Origin of the sequence: Micromonospora yangpuensis (assembly GCF_900091615.1) — a bacterium.
GTDB lineage: Bacteria > Actinomycetota > Actinomycetes > Mycobacteriales > Micromonosporaceae > Micromonospora > Micromonospora yangpuensis.
Genome location: NZ_FMIA01000002.1, coordinates 1,575,717 through 1,593,758, shown reverse-complemented (window position 1 = coordinate 1,593,758; position 18,042 = coordinate 1,575,717). Strand labels below are relative to the sequence as shown.

At 68.2% G+C, this 18,042-nt stretch carries 16 protein-coding genes, 2 tRNA genes and 1 pseudogene; 12 read left to right on the top strand and 7 right to left on the bottom strand.

What is annotated here, in order from left to right; translation table 11 throughout:
- Positions 1-56: 56 nt before the first annotated feature.
- Positions 57-809, bottom strand: a complete 753-nt coding sequence (locus GA0070617_RS07465; protein ID WP_091435218.1) for a DUF6928 family protein — start codon at positions 807-809, stop codon at positions 57-59.
- A gap of 251 nt (positions 810-1,060) precedes the next feature.
- On the opposite strand from GA0070617_RS07465, the pseudogene GA0070617_RS07460 reads away from it, so the two are divergent.
- Positions 1,061-1,546 (top strand): annotated as a pseudogene (locus GA0070617_RS07460) (O-acetyl-ADP-ribose deacetylase); the annotation flags it as partial.
- Positions 1,547-1,864: 318 nt separating this feature from the next.
- Here the strand turns inward: GA0070617_RS07460 and GA0070617_RS07455 are convergent.
- The 3 genes from GA0070617_RS07455 to GA0070617_RS07445 form a co-directional block, all read right to left on the bottom strand.
- Positions 1,865-2,497, bottom strand: a complete 633-nt coding sequence (locus GA0070617_RS07455) for a helix-turn-helix domain-containing protein (protein WP_229688106.1) — start codon at positions 2,495-2,497, stop codon at positions 1,865-1,867.
- Positions 2,498-2,909: 412 nt separating this feature from the next.
- Positions 2,910-3,572 (bottom strand): pentapeptide repeat-containing protein, encoded by a 663-nt coding sequence (locus tag GA0070617_RS07450; RefSeq protein ID WP_091435217.1) that lies wholly within the window; start codon positions 3,570-3,572, stop codon positions 2,910-2,912.
- A gap of 369 nt (positions 3,573-3,941) precedes the next feature.
- The gene (locus GA0070617_RS07445; RefSeq protein WP_091435215.1) at positions 3,942-5,276 is read right to left on the bottom strand and encodes a helix-turn-helix domain-containing protein; all 1,335 of its coding nucleotides are present in this window, start codon (positions 5,274-5,276) and stop codon (positions 3,942-3,944) included.
- Between the two features lie 429 nt (positions 5,277-5,705).
- Here GA0070617_RS07445 and amcA point away from each other — a divergent pair, with 429 nt between their 5' ends.
- From amcA to GA0070617_RS07400, 9 genes are all read left to right on the top strand, one after another.
- A complete protein-coding gene (gene amcA / locus GA0070617_RS32335) occupies positions 5,706-5,936 on the top strand; it encodes a multiple cyclophane-containing RiPP AmcA (protein ID WP_425312154.1) in 231 nt (76 codons plus the stop codon).
- A complete protein-coding gene (locus GA0070617_RS07440; protein WP_229688107.1) occupies positions 5,933-6,577 on the top strand; it encodes an NAD-dependent epimerase/dehydratase family protein in 645 nt (214 codons plus the stop codon). Before amcA ends, GA0070617_RS07440 begins: the two co-directional genes overlap by 4 nt.
- A gap of 384 nt (positions 6,578-6,961) precedes the next feature.
- Complete coding sequence (locus tag GA0070617_RS07430) at positions 6,962-7,564, top strand: DUF4254 domain-containing protein (RefSeq protein ID WP_091446052.1); 603 nt, start codon at positions 6,962-6,964, stop codon at positions 7,562-7,564.
- Positions 7,561-9,471 carry a nucleotidyltransferase domain-containing protein gene (locus GA0070617_RS07425; protein ID WP_091435214.1) on the top strand — a complete coding sequence of 637 codons (1,911 nt, stop codon included), beginning with the start codon at positions 7,561-7,563 and terminating at the stop codon, positions 9,469-9,471. Before GA0070617_RS07430 ends, GA0070617_RS07425 begins: the two co-directional genes overlap by 4 nt.
- Complete coding sequence (locus GA0070617_RS07420; protein ID WP_077936271.1) at positions 9,452-10,006, top strand: phosphoribosyltransferase; 555 nt, start codon at positions 9,452-9,454, stop codon at positions 10,004-10,006. The genes GA0070617_RS07425 and GA0070617_RS07420 overlap by 20 nt, the downstream gene beginning before the upstream one ends.
- A complete protein-coding gene (locus GA0070617_RS07415; protein WP_229688108.1) occupies positions 9,985-11,082 on the top strand; it encodes a glycosyltransferase family 9 protein in 1,098 nt (365 codons plus the stop codon). The genes GA0070617_RS07420 and GA0070617_RS07415 overlap by 22 nt, the downstream gene beginning before the upstream one ends.
- Complete coding sequence (locus GA0070617_RS07410; RefSeq protein WP_139135602.1) at positions 11,079-12,215, top strand: hypothetical protein; 1,137 nt, start codon at positions 11,079-11,081, stop codon at positions 12,213-12,215. The genes GA0070617_RS07415 and GA0070617_RS07410 overlap by 4 nt, the downstream gene beginning before the upstream one ends.
- Positions 12,205-12,951, top strand: a complete 747-nt coding sequence (locus GA0070617_RS07405) for an SDR family NAD(P)-dependent oxidoreductase (RefSeq protein WP_091435209.1) — start codon at positions 12,205-12,207, stop codon at positions 12,949-12,951. The genes GA0070617_RS07410 and GA0070617_RS07405 overlap by 11 nt, the downstream gene beginning before the upstream one ends.
- Before the next feature lie 17 nt (positions 12,952-12,968).
- Complete coding sequence (locus GA0070617_RS07400) at positions 12,969-13,562, top strand: histidine phosphatase family protein (RefSeq protein ID WP_139135601.1); 594 nt, start codon at positions 12,969-12,971, stop codon at positions 13,560-13,562.
- On the opposite strand, the gene GA0070617_RS07395 is transcribed toward GA0070617_RS07400, so the two are convergent.
- Both GA0070617_RS07395 and GA0070617_RS07390 read right to left on the bottom strand, forming a co-directional pair.
- A complete protein-coding gene (locus tag GA0070617_RS07395; protein WP_091435205.1) occupies positions 13,528-13,968 on the bottom strand; it encodes an NUDIX hydrolase in 441 nt (146 codons plus the stop codon). The genes GA0070617_RS07400 and GA0070617_RS07395 overlap by 35 nt on opposite strands.
- 266 nt (positions 13,969-14,234) lie before the next feature.
- A tRNA-Lys gene (locus GA0070617_RS07390) sits at positions 14,235-14,310 on the bottom strand.
- 204 nt (positions 14,311-14,514) lie between these two features.
- On the opposite strand from GA0070617_RS07390, the gene GA0070617_RS07385 reads away from it, so the two are divergent.
- Positions 14,515-15,780, top strand: a complete 1,266-nt coding sequence (locus GA0070617_RS07385) for a L,D-transpeptidase (RefSeq protein ID WP_091435202.1) — start codon at positions 14,515-14,517, stop codon at positions 15,778-15,780.
- 268 nt (positions 15,781-16,048) lie between these two features.
- Entirely contained in the window at positions 16,049-17,299 is a 1,251-nt protein-coding gene (locus GA0070617_RS07380) for a L,D-transpeptidase (RefSeq protein ID WP_091435199.1), read from the top strand.
- Positions 17,300-17,759: 460 nt separating this feature from the next.
- Here GA0070617_RS07380 and GA0070617_RS07375 read toward each other — a convergent pair.
- Positions 17,760-17,832 (bottom strand) — tRNA-His (locus GA0070617_RS07375).
- Between the last annotated feature and the right edge of the window lie 210 nt (positions 17,833-18,042).

Genomic DNA, 18,042 nt, shown 5'->3' with positions numbered 1-18,042 from the left:
AACGATCCGGTGTCGGGACGTGCGCGTTGACAGCGCTCGCAGGTCGGTCTTCGGGGTCAGATCTCGCCGTCGTCGAGTTGGCGCACCGTGCCGTCCGGCATCATGCGGTGGCGGCGTGGCGGTTGCATGCTCTGCAGGATTCGTTCCATCAGGTCGTCGCGTTCCGCCTGTTCCCGGCCGGTGGGGTCGGCGACGTGGAAGCCGTGCAGGGGAACATCGAACGGATCGATGTCGTCGGGGTCGGGACGGCCCTCGAGGACGAAGCCGAAGAACGCGCGTAGGGCCTGCTCGCCCAGGTCCAACGGGTGGAAGGCAAGAGGGTACGGCTCCTCGCAGAACACGGGCTCGACGGGATGTTCGCCCGCCCAGTACGGCAGCTCGAAGTCGTAGGGCTCGCCGATGTTCTCCCCGATGCCGGCGACCGGCGAGATGCTCAGCGAACGGACGAGCGCGCCGTTCTCCCACACCGCGAAGCACAACCAGTCGGAGGCCGAGTGCATGCCGTGCATGATGATCCGCCGGCCCCCTGCGGCGCGGAGCAGCCCGGCAGGTACCTGCGATGGGAGATCACAGACGAGCCGGAGGTCGCAGAACAGCTCGGCACCAGCCAGGACGGTCGCGTAACTGGTGTCGTCCGGCGGACAACTGTGGTCGCCGAGCGAGCCGTCGCCGATGAGTGTCACCTCGTAGCCAGGATGCATCTCGCGCACAAGGTCTATGACCTCCGCTGGGCGGGACCGGACCGCTCCCCGCAGACCAGGGCGCAGATCACCCTCAGCGAAAGCGAGCAGTGCGGTACGCGCACCCATCGGTCGTCTGCCCCCAGCGCCAAATGATCACTGCAGACTACACCTGACTCTCGCCTCGGCGAGGCGGCTACAGGCCGTCCACGCTCAACGCCACGCAGCGGTATCCGCCTCCCGACAAGACCAGGCATTCCTTCGATCGGCCGACTGCGACGTTGCGCGACGCGCGGTCAGCGGCATGGCGCGTATGCGACCTGGAGTGCCGGTGACCGACCGGGGTTTATCGGCGGCATGGGATATACGGATGGTTCATGATGGTGGCCGTGGAGATCGAGTTTGTCACGGGGGATATCACCGCGGAGCGGGTGGATGCGATCGTCAATGCGGCGAATTCGTCGTTGCTGGGTGGTGGCGGGGTGGACGGTGCGGTCCACCGTAGGGGTGGCCCGGCGATCCTGGACGAATGCCGCGCGTTGCGGGCCAGCCGGTTCGGCCGGGGCCTGCCGGTCGGGCGGGCCCTGGCGACGACTGCGGGTCGCCTTCCGGCCCGCTGGGTCATCCACACCGTCGGGCCGGTATGGAGCGCCACCGAGGACCGATCGGCATTGCTGCGTGACTGCTACTGCAACTCGCTGATCGTCGCGGCCGAGCTCGGCGCGACGTCGGTGGCGTTCCCGCTGATCTCGTCTGGCGTGTACCGGTGGCCGAAGGAGGACGCTGTCGTCCAGGCGTTGACCGGATTGCAGATGGCACCGCCGGCCGTCGAGCGTGTACGACTTGTCCTTTTCGATGATGACACCCGGCAGCCGCCGAGCGATCCGGGCGGATGCCTGGCGGTCCGTTCACCCCGCCGCCGCACCACGATTCTGCAAAGGACTGACTCAGGCCGTCGACCAGCGTCACCGCCATGCCGCAGGTGGCGCCCAGCCCACAAAGACGGCTCCAGACACGCAAGATCGTGTGCACGCTCATCGGCATGAGAGGGTGCCTCAGTTGTCCATCTCCGGCGAAACAGGAACTTCGCTCACCAGCAGAACCCACGGCTGTCGGCGGGTGCCGTCGGCGCTCGGCTACGGCGAGCGGCCCTGTCGGTGTGCCTACCTCACTCTCGCGCTGTTCTACCCGTGCTGGTCGGGGGTGTTGAGGATCAGCAGGAACCGGGCTTTGGTGTCGGTGTCGGCGAGTGCGAGCGTCTGGTCCAACACCGCCTGCGCGGCCATCTTCGGTGGCGTGGGCGTGCGTCGGTGTTCCCAGCCGGAGACGGCCGCGTCGCTCGCTCCCAGCCGTTGAGCGAAGTCGTGGACGGTCATCCGTAGCGCCTCCCGCAACACGCGGACCTCCCGCTCGGTCCACCGACCGACGACCACCGCCTCACACTGGCACCTTCTCGGCTCCGCCGGTGCGCTCGGTTGTCCCTGAACGGTGGGAGCGATGAGGCGGGCAGCGCGTTGCCGACGCTCGCGGTCACGTGCCGATGCCCGCTGCTCGTGGAAGTCCCGCACCAACGCGGCGACCTGGTCGAAGGCGGCCAATAGCGCCCCGTTGGCACCGACCACGTCGTCGGCGTCGCACCAGAAACCCCGGATGCTCATGTCCCGACCGGTCTCAGCGTTGGCCAGCGTGCTGCGCGAGTAGCAGATCCGCTTGGCCAGTTGCGCCTGCGTCATCCCGGCAGCGGCACGCCATCCGGCCAGCTGCCGGCCAAGATCCTTACGATGCTCGGCCACCAGCCCCGGGATGATCCCGTCCACCGAGCCGAACCCTCTCGGCAGGACCGGCGCAGACCCCACTCCCCCACCCCGTCGGGTCGACTGCACACCTACGGTCATCGACGCCCCCACCGGCCCGCGAATCGCCACCCGGAGGACCAGCCAGCCACGGCGAGAGAACCAACCGGCAAAAGTACAGAGTCGTCTGTCACGGCGGTGAACGGCCAGATGCGCGCACCGAGCTGCCCACCCAGGACAAAGGCCTGGTCGTCAGCACCGTCGAAGCGCCCCACCGCGAACGCGGTCGTCTCGACGTACAACCTCACCGGCAACGCCGCCGCCCCCGCAGCGGCGGTTGGTAGCCCACGACTGACATTCCACCGGGCCACTGCGACACCAACAGACCCAACGAGCGCGGCCACAAGCCGACCGACGGGCGCTCCCCATCCGAAGATCATTGAGCCCGCACCTCGATGTGGAATTCACCGACAGCCAGGTGGGTCAGGTCGGGCAGCTGCTCCTCGGTGAGGATAACCCCGTACAGGTTCGCGAGAGTGGTCTTCAGGCCACGCAGCGAGTTACCCCGCAGGTCAGCACCGTGGAGCTGACTCGATTCCAGTTCGAGGCGAGCCAGCTGGCACGATCGCAGTACGACCTTGGGGAGCCTGCAGGAGGACCAAGTGGCGTCGGTGAGGATGCAGTCGACGAACGCAACCGCTCCGCTGGCGGCGACCCGGCTGAAGGTGGCGTAGTCGAAGCGGCAGCCGTCGAACAGGACATCCTTGAGACGGACATCGGTGAGCCGGGCACCGGTGAACCGCGACCCGGTGAGGACACTCCGCTCGATGCTGAGCCCGGACAGGGCCGCGCCGGAGAAGTCGCTGCGGACGATCTCGCAGCCGAAGACCGTTCCCCCTTCCCAGGAGCTCTCACTGAGGCCCGAACCGGTGATCCGGCTACCCCGAACACGGACCGCGTCGAGGACGGCACCCCGCCAGGAGACGTCATCGACATGAGCGTCGGTGAGATCAGCACCGGGCTCGGTGGTGCTGTCGAGGTCGTCAGGGTCGAGATCGGGAAGCAGGATCGTCACGTCGCCGACTGTGGTGGTTCGCATGGGTCCTCTACCTATTGAACGGCCGCGCGGGAGGTCGCACCACGTGGCCGGGGGTCTGCCGCATCAGCGGATCACTTCGTCGTCTTGTTCCAGTTGTCCCAGCTCGGCCGGTTGCCAAGCCTAGCCGCTTTGATCAACACTGTCCGTTATTGCGGGGTCGCGGATACGCAGGCGGCTGTCGCTGGCACAGCACCGCGTGAGCGCCTATCGGTCGGTCGAAGCGCCCGACACGGGGTAATTACTCGGTGCCCAATGCTCGATGTCGATGTCCTTAGCGACGGATAGAGCCAGCGACCGAGGTCTGCTCCGGCTCCAACCGCCCATGGAGCTACCCGATGCCGTTTACAGGCGAATCGACGCCAGCCCGCTCTAACTGCCAGGTAGCGCGGCGCGACTGGTGGTCAAGGCGGCGACACGTTCGTCGAGTCGGGCACCGTTGCGGCTGTCGCCGAGTACGTTGCGGACGGCCCGGACCCGGTCGAGGCCAGTGCCGTACCAGTCGGTGTGTAAGGCATCGATGGCCTGGTTGAGGTAGTCGGCAGCCCGATCACCGTCATCGCCATAAGCGTTGGCAAGGTCGGCGAGGACTACGCTGCGCTGTTTGGCACCGGCCCCTGGGAGAGCGGCGAGTGCCTGATCCAGCTGGGTGGCGGCTTCCCCGTGGTCGCCATCGGCAAGGGCGGCGTAACCGGCGAAGGAGTGCAGACGCGTGTTGTCGTAGAAGTCGAGCCATTCAGGCGGCACCGGGCTGCCATCAAGCGCCTTCGCTGCCAGATCGATGTGATGGCGGCTGGCCGCCGCTGCTCCTGCCCGGCCCTCGACCTCCGAGGCGACGCAGTGCAACCAGGAGCGGACCAGGGGGCTGACGCCGTGCCAGGTGTGTTGGAGGGCTGCGTTGGTCAGCGTGCGGGCCTTCGCGGGATCGTGGCCGAAGGCGGGGATGAACGCCATGTGGCCGAGAACAGCTGCGGCCAGCGCATGGTCGCCGGCTTCGCGGGTGGCAGCGAGGGCGACGTCGTAGCAGCGTTCGGCGACGGCGGGCTGGCTGAGGTCGAAGAAGGCGAGTCGGGCGGTGAGCAGTGCGGATTCCGCGAGCGCTCCGGCGAGACCAGTCCGGTCGGTTCCGGTTGCGGCACGGAGGAGCCCGATGCCGAGCTGAGTGTGGGCGTAGGCGGCCTCGTACAACGGCCGGGCCGGGCTGGTCCAGTACAGCTCTCGCTGACAGTGCACGATCTGCCGGTACGAGTCGGGGTCGACGGTCTTGCCGCCGGCGTGCGCGGCGTGGGGATCGAGTGATAGTAGCGGCGCGACCAAGGGCAGCATGCTGGCACCGACGAGCGCGCGTAGTACGGACGCCCGGTCCCAGCCGTTGCCGTTGTCGTCTCGGGTGAGCATGTCCCACAACCTCCTGAGCTCGTGCAGTGTTTCCGCGGCCGGGCGTACGGCCAGTTCGTCGGGGGTGAGCAGGCCGAGGTCGCTCGCTGGCTTACCGAAGATCGCGACCAGGTGCTTGCGGTAACGCGGGTCTGGCCACCGTTCCCCGGTCTCCCAGCGTCGCACGGTGTTGGCGTTGAGCCCGGTGTCGGTCTCGCCTGCGCGGCTCATCTCGGTGCGGATGCGTTCGGTGGTCTCCTCGTAGGACCAGCCGCGTTGGAGTCTCTCCCACGCGAGCTGCCGGTTCGGGGAATAGCGCCGTCCCGCCATCGCGCACCTCCGGACATCGCCTGTCGACGTGGATCACGCTAGCCACTGCCGCTACGGGTCGTCACTACCTGGTTGCGACTGGACGGGTAGTGGACGGTACCGACCCACGGCTAGGAACGGTTCGCTAGAGCTGGACATCGAACGCCGCCGTTGCCGGTGGCACCGGTGTCCACCGATGACCGTCAACGGCGTGAGGCTCATGGTGGACGTACTGATCAGGACCGACAAGGCGTCGCCCCAGCTTGGTTCAGATGCCGTGATGGCTGTCGGCGCAAGTCCCGTGAGGTTGGTTCCTCGCCTGCGTATCGCCGTCGAGCCTGCGCAGGCGGGTGATCGGCGGGGTGCTCCCAGCCGCCGCCTCCCGGTGGCGGACCTGCCGGTCTTCCGGTGGGTCCGCCACGCCGCCGGCCGACTCCGCAGACCTGGCGCATGTCCTCGGCGATCACGGCGCGGCATGGGCGGGTCGGAAGCGGGACCGCGATGACGGTCTACGTCTCCCGTAACGCCGCTACGACAGCCACCGGTTCGACAAGTTCCGAACGACCGGGCGCCCTGCCGGTGATCGATCAGACCACGCTTTCCCAGGTAGACCCACCCCTGTACACGCACGTCTGGCATCGGCTCTTCGAGCAGAGCCCGGGAAGGGAGGAGCAGCGATGATGTCTCGTGTCTTGGTCACCGGAGCGGCCGGCTTCATCGGCTCGCACCTGGTCGACGCGCTACTGGGCAGAGGAGTCAGGGTTGTCGGCCTGGATCGGCGGCGGGTCGGTGAGCACGCCCTCGCGGACGAGAACCTGGCCGAGGCGGTCGGCAGCCCCCTGTTCACGCCGTACTGCCTGGACCTGGCCGTCGACCAGTTGGACGATCTGGTGGCTGGCTGCGACACCGTCTTCCATCTCGCCGCGCGGCCGGGTGTACGGCCGTCGTGGAGTCGCGAGTCTCTCGACTACACCCAGACCAACGTGCTCGGCACACACCGGTTGCTAGAGGCTTGCACCCGCCAGGGGGTGCGCCGGCGGGTCGTCGCCTCGTCGTCGAGCGTCTCCGGTCCGGCCGACCGGCCCAGCCGCGACGAAGACCCCACCTGCCCGGTCTCCCCCTACGGGGTAAGCAAGCTGGCCGCGGAACAGCTGTGTCTCGCCTACGCCCGACGAGCTGACAGCCCACTCAGTGCCGTCGCGCTGCGCTACTTCACCGTCTACGGGCCTCGGCAGCGGCCCGACATGGCGATCGACCGAATTCTCTATCGAGGGATGTGGCCGGTTGGTGCCGCAGCGGCCAGGACGTTGGGTCCTTGGTAACGGCGGCGGCGATCGGTGTCGGCTGGAGCCAGCTCGCGTGACCCGCTCGCCGCCGCCGCGCCGATCAGACAGAGAAGCGGGGAGTCATGGCTACGTATCTCGGCGGCGAGCGGATCGAGGAGGCGCAGGCCCGTTCTGGCAAGACACGTCGTGTCCTGCGCCAACGGCCGATGCTTGGCCTGCGACGTACTGAGTCCGTGTCCCGCGCGCGAGCGGGCTACGGCCGCCTTCTTCCGGTCGCTGCGGTTGCCCCGACGCACGCCCGGTGCATCCCGTCCCGAGTTGTGCGGTGCCCGCCACACCGCCGTGTCGGGCTCGTGGTGGTCGGCGTGGCGACAACGCGCATTGCCCCATACAGCTATCGCTATCGATTCGCTTCACGGCATGCCGAACGAGGCAATTGGAGGCTTCATCGTGCCCCTTGATGCTGTAACCAACTCGGCCAACCCTGCAGGCCAGCTCGGCAGGCAGAACGTCCTCCCGGCCTCTGGTCTGCTCATCGACTCGTTCCGGGACGACTCCGCCTGCCCGATGTCTTCATGGCGGGTCCCGTTGCGGGCTGCCGGGCGACTTGCCGTGCACCACGGCGACCAGTGGTCAGCTGAGATGATCTCTCGGGATCCGAACGCTGATGACCATGTCGTAGCCGCCGCGAAGCGGTCCATCGACCTGCTGAACCGCGTTCGGGTGGACCTGGTCACGGAGATCGACACGTGGGTCGACCGCGTGCTCGACGATCCGGGCACCGGACCGCTGCACACCGAGACGATCGGCTCGGTCATCGACCGGTTGGCTATTGCCTGGGTGCGGTGCCAACGCCTGATCGACCACGAGGCGCAAGAACGGAGCGCCAGCCAGGCCGATGCGGCTTTGCGGCAGTTTCGGGAGCTGGCGCGTGCGTACGACGATCTTGTGCGAGATGCTCGCGAGGGTTGCCGACGGATTCCTCGTTGGCGTGCCCTCAAGAGCTACGGCGAGCGCCGATGAACGTCGCGGTGACGCTCAACGGTGCGGACAACGTCGGCAAGTCCACGAATGCACAGTGGCTGGCCTCGGCGACACCGGGGATCACCCTGACCGGGACCATCGACCGGTGGGACCCGCAGTGGGCGAAGGTGTCACGGGACGACTTCAGCCGATGGTGGTTCGTCGACAGCACCACTGACGAGCACGTCGATCTCGTGTTCCGTTCCTTCGCCGCCCGGTGCCAGGGAGGCGGCAGGTTGGCGTTGGAGGACCGGGGCTACCCGATGCTCGTCGCCACCTGCGCGGCGACGGCCGCGGTGAAGGACGGAACGCCGATCGGTGAGGCCCTTGCCGAGGTAGAAGCCCGAGCGCTCCGATACCTCCCCGTCGACAGACGCGAACTCCACATCCTGCTGCGGCACGATCCTGATCCTTCTGCCGAGGCGCGGCAGGCGTTGGCCCGGGACCGGGCTCCCGCATCCGATCAGTACGCCGCCTACCAGCGCCAACTGGCCGAAGCCATCGAACTCCAAATCCACCGAGGGGACTACCACCGGTTGATCGTGCGTGGTGATCGGCCACTGCTCGATGTTCAGCGTGAGGTTCGCGAGGCCGTCACCCGCTTCGGCGTGCCCGTCACACTGCTGGCTCCGGATCGCGTCGACCGGCTCTGGGTCCTCGCCGGCATGTCCGAGAGCGGAAAGAGCACCGTCGGGGAGTTACTCCGTACCGAGCACGCCGTCACGCGGCTGAAGATCGGATATCTGCTCCGCCTTGCGGCCGACCGGGCCGGCGTGACCGACCCGTACCAGGCGTGGGATGAGCTGACCGAGGCACGGATGCTGTCCGAGGAGATCCTCCGCTTAGCCGCGCTCAATCCCGGCTCCCACCGGATCAGCGTCGAAAGCGCGCATCGCTTCGAAGCAACCAGGCATGTACGGCAGATCTGGGGAGATCGCTGCCAGATCATCTATCTCGATGCGCCGCCGGCAGTGCGTCTGGCCCGTGGCAAAGAATCACCCGATTCGCTAGCGTCTCGGGACGCGACGAAGCAGAACCGGGGCGCCGAGCGCATCGCGGCGATCGCCGACTCCGTCGTCGACAACACGGGCAGCCTCCTCGCCCTGAAACGAGCGGTCGCCGAGCTGGTTCACCGCACTTCCGGCGACCGACACCCGCCACAACGTGAGACACCGGTGCCGGCGTCCCTGCGACCTTTCCTCGCCGCCTACGCCGCCGAGTTGGTCGACGACGAGACGGCACTGGTCGCAGTCACCGGAAGCCTGGCCTATGGAAACTGGCAGCCGGGCTGGAGCGACGTGGATGTCCTCGTCGTCCGGGACACCCTTCCGGTGCGTTGGCTCGCCAACCGATCGCTCCCACCCACCGGCCCGGACGGGGCGAAGATCGCGCTGTCGGCGTTCACCACCAACGAGGCGCGCACCGGCAGGCTGCCACCACGCCTGCTCTACGCGCTGCGGCAGATCGCGCACGACGGCCGGGGAGTGCTGTATCGCCGACCCGGTCTCGTACTCCATGTCCTCGACCGGACCGCCGACGAGTGCGCTGCCCGCGGTGACCTACCGCTGGTCGTCATGACGCTGCGGCGGCTGGCCGCCCGACCCGACACCGATGTCAGGGCGCTCTACAAGCACGTCGTCCTCGCCATGAAGATCATGCTCCGAGCGGACGGCATCGACATCGACGCCAGCGACGAAGTCCGCCAGGCCTTCGCCGGCCGACATCCCTCCGCCCGCGTCGACCTTCCCTCGGTCACCGACGTCAGCCACGCCGACTGGCGCTCGGACAACGAACTCACGGAACGAATCCGCAGCGCCGCCAGCGACCTGCTGGCCTACGACGAGACCCTCGGCCACACCCGCGACCATGGAAGGACGACGGAAGCCAATGACGGCCACCGCACGTAAGGCGATCACCGCCGACCGAGTAGCCCGACTCGGAGTCGGCGACACCACCCGCCCGGTCAGGATCGTTCACGAACTCGACGGTGTCCGCAGTGACACCGCGCCGGATCGGGTGATGGCCGCCGGTGACAACCTCTGGCGGCTTTGGTGCGAGCATCCCGCCTACCGGCCGCACGACGTGCTGCTCGGCCTGGACGCTGGCGGCATCATCCCCACGCTCGCGGTCTCGTGGGCGAGCGGCAGCCACTACCGCATCGCCTGGAAGATCAACCTCGACCTGCCGGAGAAGCTCGTCTTCCACGAACCTCACGCCCGCCGCCTGGAGGTGTTCGCCTACGGCCGCTTCAAGGGTCAGCGCGTCCTCATCGTGGACGACGAGATCACGACCGGGCTCACCCTCACCAACCTCGTCACCGCGCTCCGCAGTGCCGGAGCCGACGTCACAGGCGTGCTCTGTCTGGTCGAGGACACGACCGGAGACGGGCGGGAGCTGCTCGAACGACACGAGGTCCCGCTGTGCGTACTGACCACGCTCTGACCGACACCGACAGCCCGACCTGTTGGCGGGGCGGACCGACGCTCGTCCGGCGCAATCGGGCCCCGCTTGGCCGACTCCTGCCGTACCGGCGGGCCGCGGGAGAGCTGCCACCACCGAAGGCCGCCCTCGACGCGGTGCACGAAAGCGGCTGGCAGCTCGACCTCGGCGCACGAGGGCTCGGCGACGTACTGCTGGGTCTCGCCCTGGCGCAGGCTCTCCACGAGGCCACCCGCGACCGGTACCCGCAGCCGGCATACGTCGGACCCCGCGCGGATCTCCTCGCCCGATGCGCCCTGCCACTCACCGTCACCTCCGCGAACGGCCAACACTCGATCGGCACCGAAAGCCCGACACCGCGCACCTTCGAAGCCGTTCCCGAGATCCCGCCGACGAGGCTCGACATCGTCGACGCCAACGTCCTCCAGGTGCACGCCACGCTGCCGATGCGCTACTACCTCGACATCGAGCAGACCCTCGGGGTACGGCTGCCTGCTGACAGCGACCCGTGCCCGCGGTTCCGCGCCACGGAGCCCACACCTACGCCCTACCACGTCCTCTTCGTGTCCACCACCAGCCGGCCAGAGCGCAAGGACTACGGCATCGAGAACTTCGCGGCAATCGCGCGCTGCCTCACTGCTCACCGGCCTGACGCGCCCTGGCGGTTCGGCCTGATCGCCGCGCCGGACCGAGCGGCACCACCGTCCGTCGCGCAGATCGAGGTCTTCCACGGTCCGACGGCCGTGGACTGCGTCGATCTGTTCGCTACCGCCGAACTGGTCGTCGGCAACGACACCGGCCTGACCCACCTCGCCGCCCTCACCGAAAGACCGGACGGCACCGGGCCTACCGTCGTCGGCCTGTACGGGCGGCACGCACACACCAAGTGGATTACCGGCTCAACCCGTCACCACGCGGTGGCGACGCCGTTCTCACAGCTCATGTCCATCGCCGACGCGTGCCCCGTCCGGGACGGCTACGACGACACCGTCTGGTCCACCGCCAGCGACCTGCGAGCCGTACCGGCCGAACTGATCGCGCGTTTCGCCGGCCGGTGCGTTGGCTGGTGGGACTCGTGATCCGCGTCGCCCGCCACCGGCGGTTCACCGCGAACCACACCTTCCATCTCGATGTCGGCGCACGCCGACTATTCGTCAAGGCCAACCCGAATCCTGCCGAGGCTGCCGCCGAGATCGCCGGGTACCGGCGGATCCAGCACCACTATCCGCTCCCCGCCCTACACGCGTACCACCGCGTCGGCCGTTGGACCCTGACCGTGTACGACCGACACCGGCCCGACCAGCCCGACACCGGCCTGCTCCTGGACGCCATCACGGCCGGCGACGTCGGTGCCCGCGCCAACCTCGACCACGGGCTCGACGCCATCCTCAACCGCTACCAGCACATCATCGGCACCACGATGCGTCATCTGCCCGCCTCCCAGACCATCGGCAAGCTCTATCGCGACCGTGCCCAACCCGGCGGCCGGATCGACCTGTACTACGGCCACAACCCCAACCTGCTGACGATGCCCGACAGGTCCGCCATCCGCTGCAGCGACCTACACGAGACGACCCTCGTCATCAACGGACAGCCTCGACGACTCGACTTCGACGCACTGGTCACCGGTCTCCGCACCGCCCTGCACCCGGACCAGCAGACATGGGCAGCGACGACCCAGGGCGATCCCACCGACGTCAACATCGGCCTGGACGACCAGAACCGACCCGTCTGGTTCGACTACGACACCGCCGGCCTCAACTCCCTCGCGGGGGAGATCGCCTGCTTCCTCTGGTACCAACGGCTACACGCCGCATGGCTCGTGCCGCGCTACAACCCCGGAGCCTTCGCCGACCACCGGCGGGCAATCACCGACGCCGTCAAACCACAGGTCCGACTGGCGAGGCTGTCGGACCGCACGATCGCGATCGACTACCAGCACCGGCCCTCGGCAGCGCGCCAATACACCGTCGCCCGCTACCTCGGTCAGCTCGCCCGACCACTCGCCACCAGCGTCGGCACCGACCTGCTCACGTGGCTACGGCCGTACCTCGCCATGCGTCTGCTGGCCGTCTACCCGCTGCACCAGATGGAACCGTCGGACGCCGCGTTGTCGATCGGCTTGCTCGCAGACCTCTACGCGCCCGAAGCCGACCTGGCCCAGCTGCTGGGACTCACCACGACACCTGGGAGGACAGTCCATGAATCGTGATGTGGCGATCGTGACCGGGGCCGGCGGCGGCATCGGAGCCGCGATCGCCGCCCGTCTCGCCGCCGACTTCGACCTGGTCCTGGCCCACCGCCACGACGATGACGACCTCGGGGCGGTCGTCGAGGCGGCCCACCAGCGCGGCGCACTCACCAGCACCGTCATCGGCGACCTGACACGGTCCACGACACAGTCGCTGTTCCAATCCACGGTCGACGCCCACGCCGACCAACTGGTTGCCGTGGTCACCAACGCTGGCGCATACCCCCGAATCCCCTGGCACGAACTGGACCTGGACACGTTCCGCAGTCAACTCGAACTCAACCTGGTCACCCACGCCGCGTGCATCCGCGCCGTCACGCCCGCCCTGATCGCGAACGGCCGCGGCCGCATCGTGGCCGTCTCCTCGATCCTGACCCAACTCGGCCGCATCGACCTGGCCGGCTACATCGCGGCCAAGAACGGGCTCGAAGGCCTCGTCCGGGCCCTGGCCCGTGAACTCGGCCCGAACAACATCACCGTCAACACGGTGCGCCCGGGTTCGATCGAGGTCCCCGCCGAACACACCGTCGTCGACGACCACGCCGCCATGGTGCAACGCCAACTCGACCGGCAGTGCATCAAGCGCCGTGGCCAGCCTGCCGATGTGGCCTCCGTCGTCGCCTTCCTGCTCTCCCCCACAGCGGGATTCATCACCGGACAGGCGCTCAACGTCGACGGCGGCTGGCACCTGTCGTGAACGGCCAGGTTCTCTGGATGCGGCACGGCACCTGCCTCGACGGCCTCTGCCGCCCCCGCGCCCACGCCCGTCCCGGCACGCCGCTGACGACGCGTGGGATCGCCGAGGTCGTCAGCACAGCCCGCTGGCTGCTCGACCGGAACGCCAAGCCGAACATGATCCTCACCAGCACTCTTCTGCGGGCGACGATGACTGCCGGCATTCTGGCCGAGATCCTTGATGTGCCGATCGCGCCGCCAGATCCGCTCTACGCGGAGTGGCGCGCACCCGACTGCGTCCTCGGCCTGAGCCCCGACGACTACCCGAGCGAGTACCAAGCGTGGCGCAGCGAACGCCTTCGTGATCCGGATTCAGCTCTCCATGGTGGGGAGAGCCTCACCGCGCTACGACAACGCGTGTGGGAAGCCGTATCGCGCACCCACCAGGCCGCCCAGCGGGGCGTGGTCCTCATCGTGTCGCACCGCGTCTTCATCGGTGCCGTAGCCGCAAACCTGAACGGTGCCCGCAGCCCGCAAGACACTTTCCAGGCAGCCCGGGACTTCAGACTCGGACCGGCGATGGTCTGGTCAGCCTGCCCTACACCGAAAGCAGAGCCTCCTCGTTGGAGATGATGAACTCCTTCAGCGCATCCGGCTTGAGATCCACCGCAGCCAGCTTGTCGATCGCCACCCTGTCGAGCTGGTAGCCGCCACGCGACGGATCAGCGAACTCCTCCCCGGTCCGGGCGTCCTCGTTCAGCTGACGTAGCCGACAGGCGAAGAAGTGCTGGACAGAAACGCCCTCACCAGCGGAGGCGGTGAACAGGAACACCTGGGCGAACCGGTCCGCCTCGGCACCGAGCTCCTCGTGCAACTCGCGGCGAAGCGCGGCCTCCAGGGAGACATCCGTCGACTCCAGGCCGCCGCCCGGCGTTGTCCAGTACGGCGCCTGGCCGGGCTTGATCCGCTTGATCAGCACGAGACGGTCGTCCTCATCCAGAAGAACGGCCCGCACCGACCTACGTACGATCTGACGCACGACTTGCCCCTATCCGCGCCCGGGAATCACTAACCGTAGCGAAAAGTACCCGGTTGCGGTTCTAGGCGCACAACGAGGTACCTGGCAAGCCGCCGCACCCGCCGACGCGTCAGGCAGTTGATCCATCTCTCCACCGACACGCCACCAGTCCACCGGAAGCCGCAACGGTCCAACGGCTCCCGAGCACCCACCGAGACACCGCACCACCGGCAGAAACACGAAAAGGCTCCAACCCAGGGTGAAACCCCAGGTCAGAGCCTTTTCGATGGTGCGCCGCCAGGGACTCGAACCCCGAACCCGCGGATTAAGAGTCCGCTGCTCTGCCAGTTGAGCTAGCGGCGCTCGTCGGCAACGGGGAGAACCTTAGCACGGCCCGTGAGGCGGGTTCCAATCCGATCCCCGCCTCCCCCCTTCGGCCGAGCTTACCGGACATTACACGCCAAACCCCTCACTTCGCTGGGACCAGGGGCGAGCTTGTCGCCCCGATGCGGCACGATGTCCGCGAAACGTGAGTACATCCGCCAGGACGTGAGAACAGAGGTGGGAATGGGCATGTTCGCGCGGACCGGGGCGAGGGTGGGCGTCCTCGTGTTGACGGCGTCGGTGGCACTGGCCGGGTGCGGCAGCGACGGTGGAAAGCAGGCGGAGTTCGTCCAGGGGCCGACGCCGGCACCCAGCAGCTCGGTGGGTGGGGTCTCCGGCGGTCCGGTCGACCCGGCAAGCGTGGTGGACCTGACGGTCAGCCCCGCCGACAAGGCGAAGGACCGGCCGGTCAGCACCGAGATCAGCGGCAAGCTGCCGGAGGGCGGGAAGCTGACCGAGGTCAGCCTGACCACCGCCGGCGGCGACCAGGTGAAGGGTTCACTGCGTACCGACGGTTCGTCGTGGGTGCCGGCCGCGCCGCTGAAGTACGGCGCCAAGTACACCGCCACGGTCGTCGGGACCGGGCCGGGTGGTGAGCGGCACGAGGGGACCAGCAGTTTCACCACGATGGCCAAGCCCTCGTCGATGATCACCAGCGGGTTGTACCTCTTCGACGACAAGTCGTACGGGGTGGCAATGCCGGTGGTCGCCGAGTTCCACCCGGGGATCCCGAAGAAGGACCGGGCGGCGGTGCAGAAGCGGATGTTCGTCAAGACCGATCCGCCGCAGCCGGGGGCCTGGCACTGGGTCTCCAACGGCACCCAGGCGTACTACCGGGCGCCGGAGTACTGGAAGCCGGAGACCACGATCGAGGTCAGGATCGCGCTGGCCGGCATCCCGCTGAGCAACGGCCGGTACGGCAACGTCGACCGGAAGGCCACCGCGAAGATCGGGCGGTCCTTCGAGATGAAGGTGGACAACGCCAGCAAGAAGATGACCGTGTACGAGAACGGTCAGGTGGTCAAGACGATGCCGGTGAGCCTGGGGAAGAAGAGCACCCCCTCGTCCAGCGGCACGATGGTGGTGATGGAGAAGCAGGCGGCCACGGTCTTCGACACCACCGACGACCCGAACCCGGAGAACCGGTACGTCACCGACATCGAATTCGCCCAGCGGATCACCTGGGGTGGCGAGTACATCCACGCCGCCCCGTGGTCGGTGCAGCACCAGGGGCAGCGCAACGTCTCGCACGGCTGCGTGAACGTCTCCACCGAGAACGCCAAGTGGCTCTTCGAGCGGACCCGGGTCGGTGACCCGATCACCATCGCCGGGACCGAGCGCAAGCTGGCCGCCGGCAACGGCTGGACCGCCTGGAACCTGGACTGGGCGGAGTTCAAGAAGGGCAGCGCGCTGCCGGTACCGGAGGAGGGTGCCGGTCCGGCGGTGTGACGTACCGCATCGGTGACCTCCGTCGCGCGCCCCACCCGGCGTCCGGCGGAGGTCACTGCCGTTGTGGACGGTCGGCCCCGGCCCGGCCCCGGCCCCGGCCGACGAAGGTCGGACCGGTCGAGCCGAGCGCGATTCAGGAACGGGAGTTCCACTCCGCAACCGGGCATAATGGCGCTGAGGTGTTCCTCTTCACCCTCGGGAACGGATGTCGGCTCCGCCGCGTCGGTGAGAGACGATGGCCGTGGGGGCCTAGGACAGTGAGGGAAGCATGCGACTCAGCCAGGACCAGTCGATCCGGTACGCCGGCACCCGACGCGGTGGGCGACGCCGCGTGTTCGCGGCGGGCGCGCTCGCCGCGATACTCGCGCTGACCGGGGCCTGCACCAGCGGCGGCGGCACCGACAACGGCGGCGGCAGCGGCAACGCCGGTGCGCCGGAGGCCAGCGAGAACCCGCCGAAGGCGTCGGCCACGATCAGCGAGCCGAAGGCCGACGCGAAGGACGTACCGGCGGCGACCGCGATCAGCTTCAGCACCGAGCAGGCCACCGAGACCACCGTCGAGCTGACCGACGCCGCCGGCAAGGCCGTCGAGGGCAAGCTCGACGCCGAGGGTACGACCTGGCTGCCGGCCGGTGCGCTGGAGTACGGCCAGACGTACACCGCGACGGTGACCGCTACCGGTGACGACGGTCGGCCGGCGACGGCGACCAGCACCTTCACCACCATGGCCAAGCCGGACAAGCAGGTCCGGGTGACGAGTTTCCTCGGTGACGACCAGGTGGTCGGTGTGGGCATGCCGCTGATCGTGAAGTTCGGCCGGGACATTCCCGAGGACTACCGCGACGACGTGCAGCGGCGGATGACGGTCCGCTCCGAGCCGGCGCAGGAGGGCGTCTGGCACTGGGTGAGCCCGACCGAGGTGCGGTACCGCCCGAAGGAGTTCTGGCAGCCGGGCAGCACGGTGTCGTACCGGGTGCAGGCCGGCGGCCTGCCGATGGGCGACGGCTGGTACGGCCGGGCGGACCTCACCGTGGACATCAAGGTCGGCCCGAAGTTGCTGATGACCGTGGACAACAAGGCCAAGAAGATGACGGTGACCCGCGACGGCGAGGTGATCAAGACCATCCCGGTCAGCCTGGGCAAGAAGAGCACCCCGTCGTCCAGCGGCACGATGGTGGTGATGGAGAAGCTGCGCAAGACGGTCTTCGACACCTTCGACGAGCTGGGCCCCGAGGACGGGTACCGCACGAAGATCGACTATGCCCAGCGGTTGACCTGGGGTGGCGAGTTCATCCACGCCGCCCCCTGGTCGGAGGGGCAGCAGGGCAGCGTCAACGTCTCGCACGGCTGCGTGAACGTGTCGATGGCCAACGGGGCCTGGCTGTTCAAGAACACCAAGGTCGGTGACCCGATCACGGTCAAGGGCACCGAGCGCAAGCTGCAGAACGGCAACGGCTGGACCGACTGGAACCTGAGCTGGGACGAGTACGTCAAGGGCAGCGCCCTCCCCCAGGAGTAAGGAAGGGCCCCCTGTTAACGCTTTCGGTCGAGCGGGGCACCCCTCTCACCGGCGAGCGGAGGCGGGCGACGGCCGGGTGTACCGGGACACTTGTACCGGTCGCGCCCGCCCGCGCCTGCGTTGCGCCGTGCGGCCCGGCACGGCCCGGCGGACCGCTACCCGTTCGCGCTCCCCCGGCGAGGCACCGCGTGTGACACCTGCGCACCGGCAACGGGAACCGCCGTCACGGATGTTCCACAGGATCCAGGATGTTGTCCCCTCGAACCCACTCCGAGACCACCACATCCAGGAAGTGGTCGCCTGCCCGCCGCTCCGCGGCTAGGCGACGTGGGGTGGGGTGGGGTGGGGTGGGGTGCTGCGTGGCCCGAGCGAAAAGCGGGGCGGGTGGAGTGCCCCCAGGACGCCCCCAGAAACGCCGTCAGGGCCGGTGAAGACCGGCCCTGAACTGGCATTACTCAAGGGTGACTGATGGGAATTGAACCCACGACAACCGGGACCACAACCCGGTGCTCTGCCAACTGAGCTACAGCCACCACGTTCACCCGCCCACCGGGGCGGAGCGCACTAATAATAGCCACACCCCCACCGCCGGCGTCCACCGGGTTCGGCCCACTTCCGCGCCCTCACCCACGACGACCACGGACCCGATACGGCGACGAACCCGACGACCACGAACCCGACGACCACGGACCCGGCGAACCCGGACCCGGCGACCACGGACCCGACGACCACGGACCCGGCGA

Coding starts and splice junctions, on each gene's coding strand:
- GA0070617_RS07425 (WP_091435214.1), top strand. CDS start 7,561: ATGAACGTCGCGGTGACGCTCAACGGTGCGGACAACGTCGGCAAGTCC.
- GA0070617_RS07400 (WP_139135601.1), top strand. CDS start 12,969: ATGCGGCACGGCACCTGCCTCGACGGCCTCTGCCGCCCCCGCGCCCAC.
- GA0070617_RS07465 (WP_091435218.1), bottom strand. CDS start 809: ATGGGTGCGCGTACCGCACTGCTCGCTTTCGCTGAGGGTGATCTGCGC.
- GA0070617_RS07430 (WP_091446052.1), top strand. CDS start 6,962: ATGCCGAACGAGGCAATTGGAGGCTTCATCGTGCCCCTTGATGCTGTA.
- GA0070617_RS07380 (WP_091435199.1), top strand. CDS start 16,049: ATGCGACTCAGCCAGGACCAGTCGATCCGGTACGCCGGCACCCGACGC.
- GA0070617_RS07440 (WP_229688107.1), top strand. CDS start 5,933: ATGATGTCTCGTGTCTTGGTCACCGGAGCGGCCGGCTTCATCGGCTCG.
- GA0070617_RS07420 (WP_077936271.1), top strand. CDS start 9,452: ATGACGGCCACCGCACGTAAGGCGATCACCGCCGACCGAGTAGCCCGA.
- GA0070617_RS07385 (WP_091435202.1), top strand. CDS start 14,515: ATGGGCATGTTCGCGCGGACCGGGGCGAGGGTGGGCGTCCTCGTGTTG.
- amcA (WP_425312154.1), top strand. CDS start 5,706: ATGTCCTCGGCGATCACGGCGCGGCATGGGCGGGTCGGAAGCGGGACC.
- GA0070617_RS07450 (WP_091435217.1), bottom strand. CDS start 3,572: ATGCGAACCACCACAGTCGGCGACGTGACGATCCTGCTTCCCGATCTC.
- GA0070617_RS07405 (WP_091435209.1), top strand. CDS start 12,205: ATGAATCGTGATGTGGCGATCGTGACCGGGGCCGGCGGCGGCATCGGA.
- GA0070617_RS07445 (WP_091435215.1), bottom strand. CDS start 5,276: ATGGCGGGACGGCGCTATTCCCCGAACCGGCAGCTCGCGTGGGAGAGA.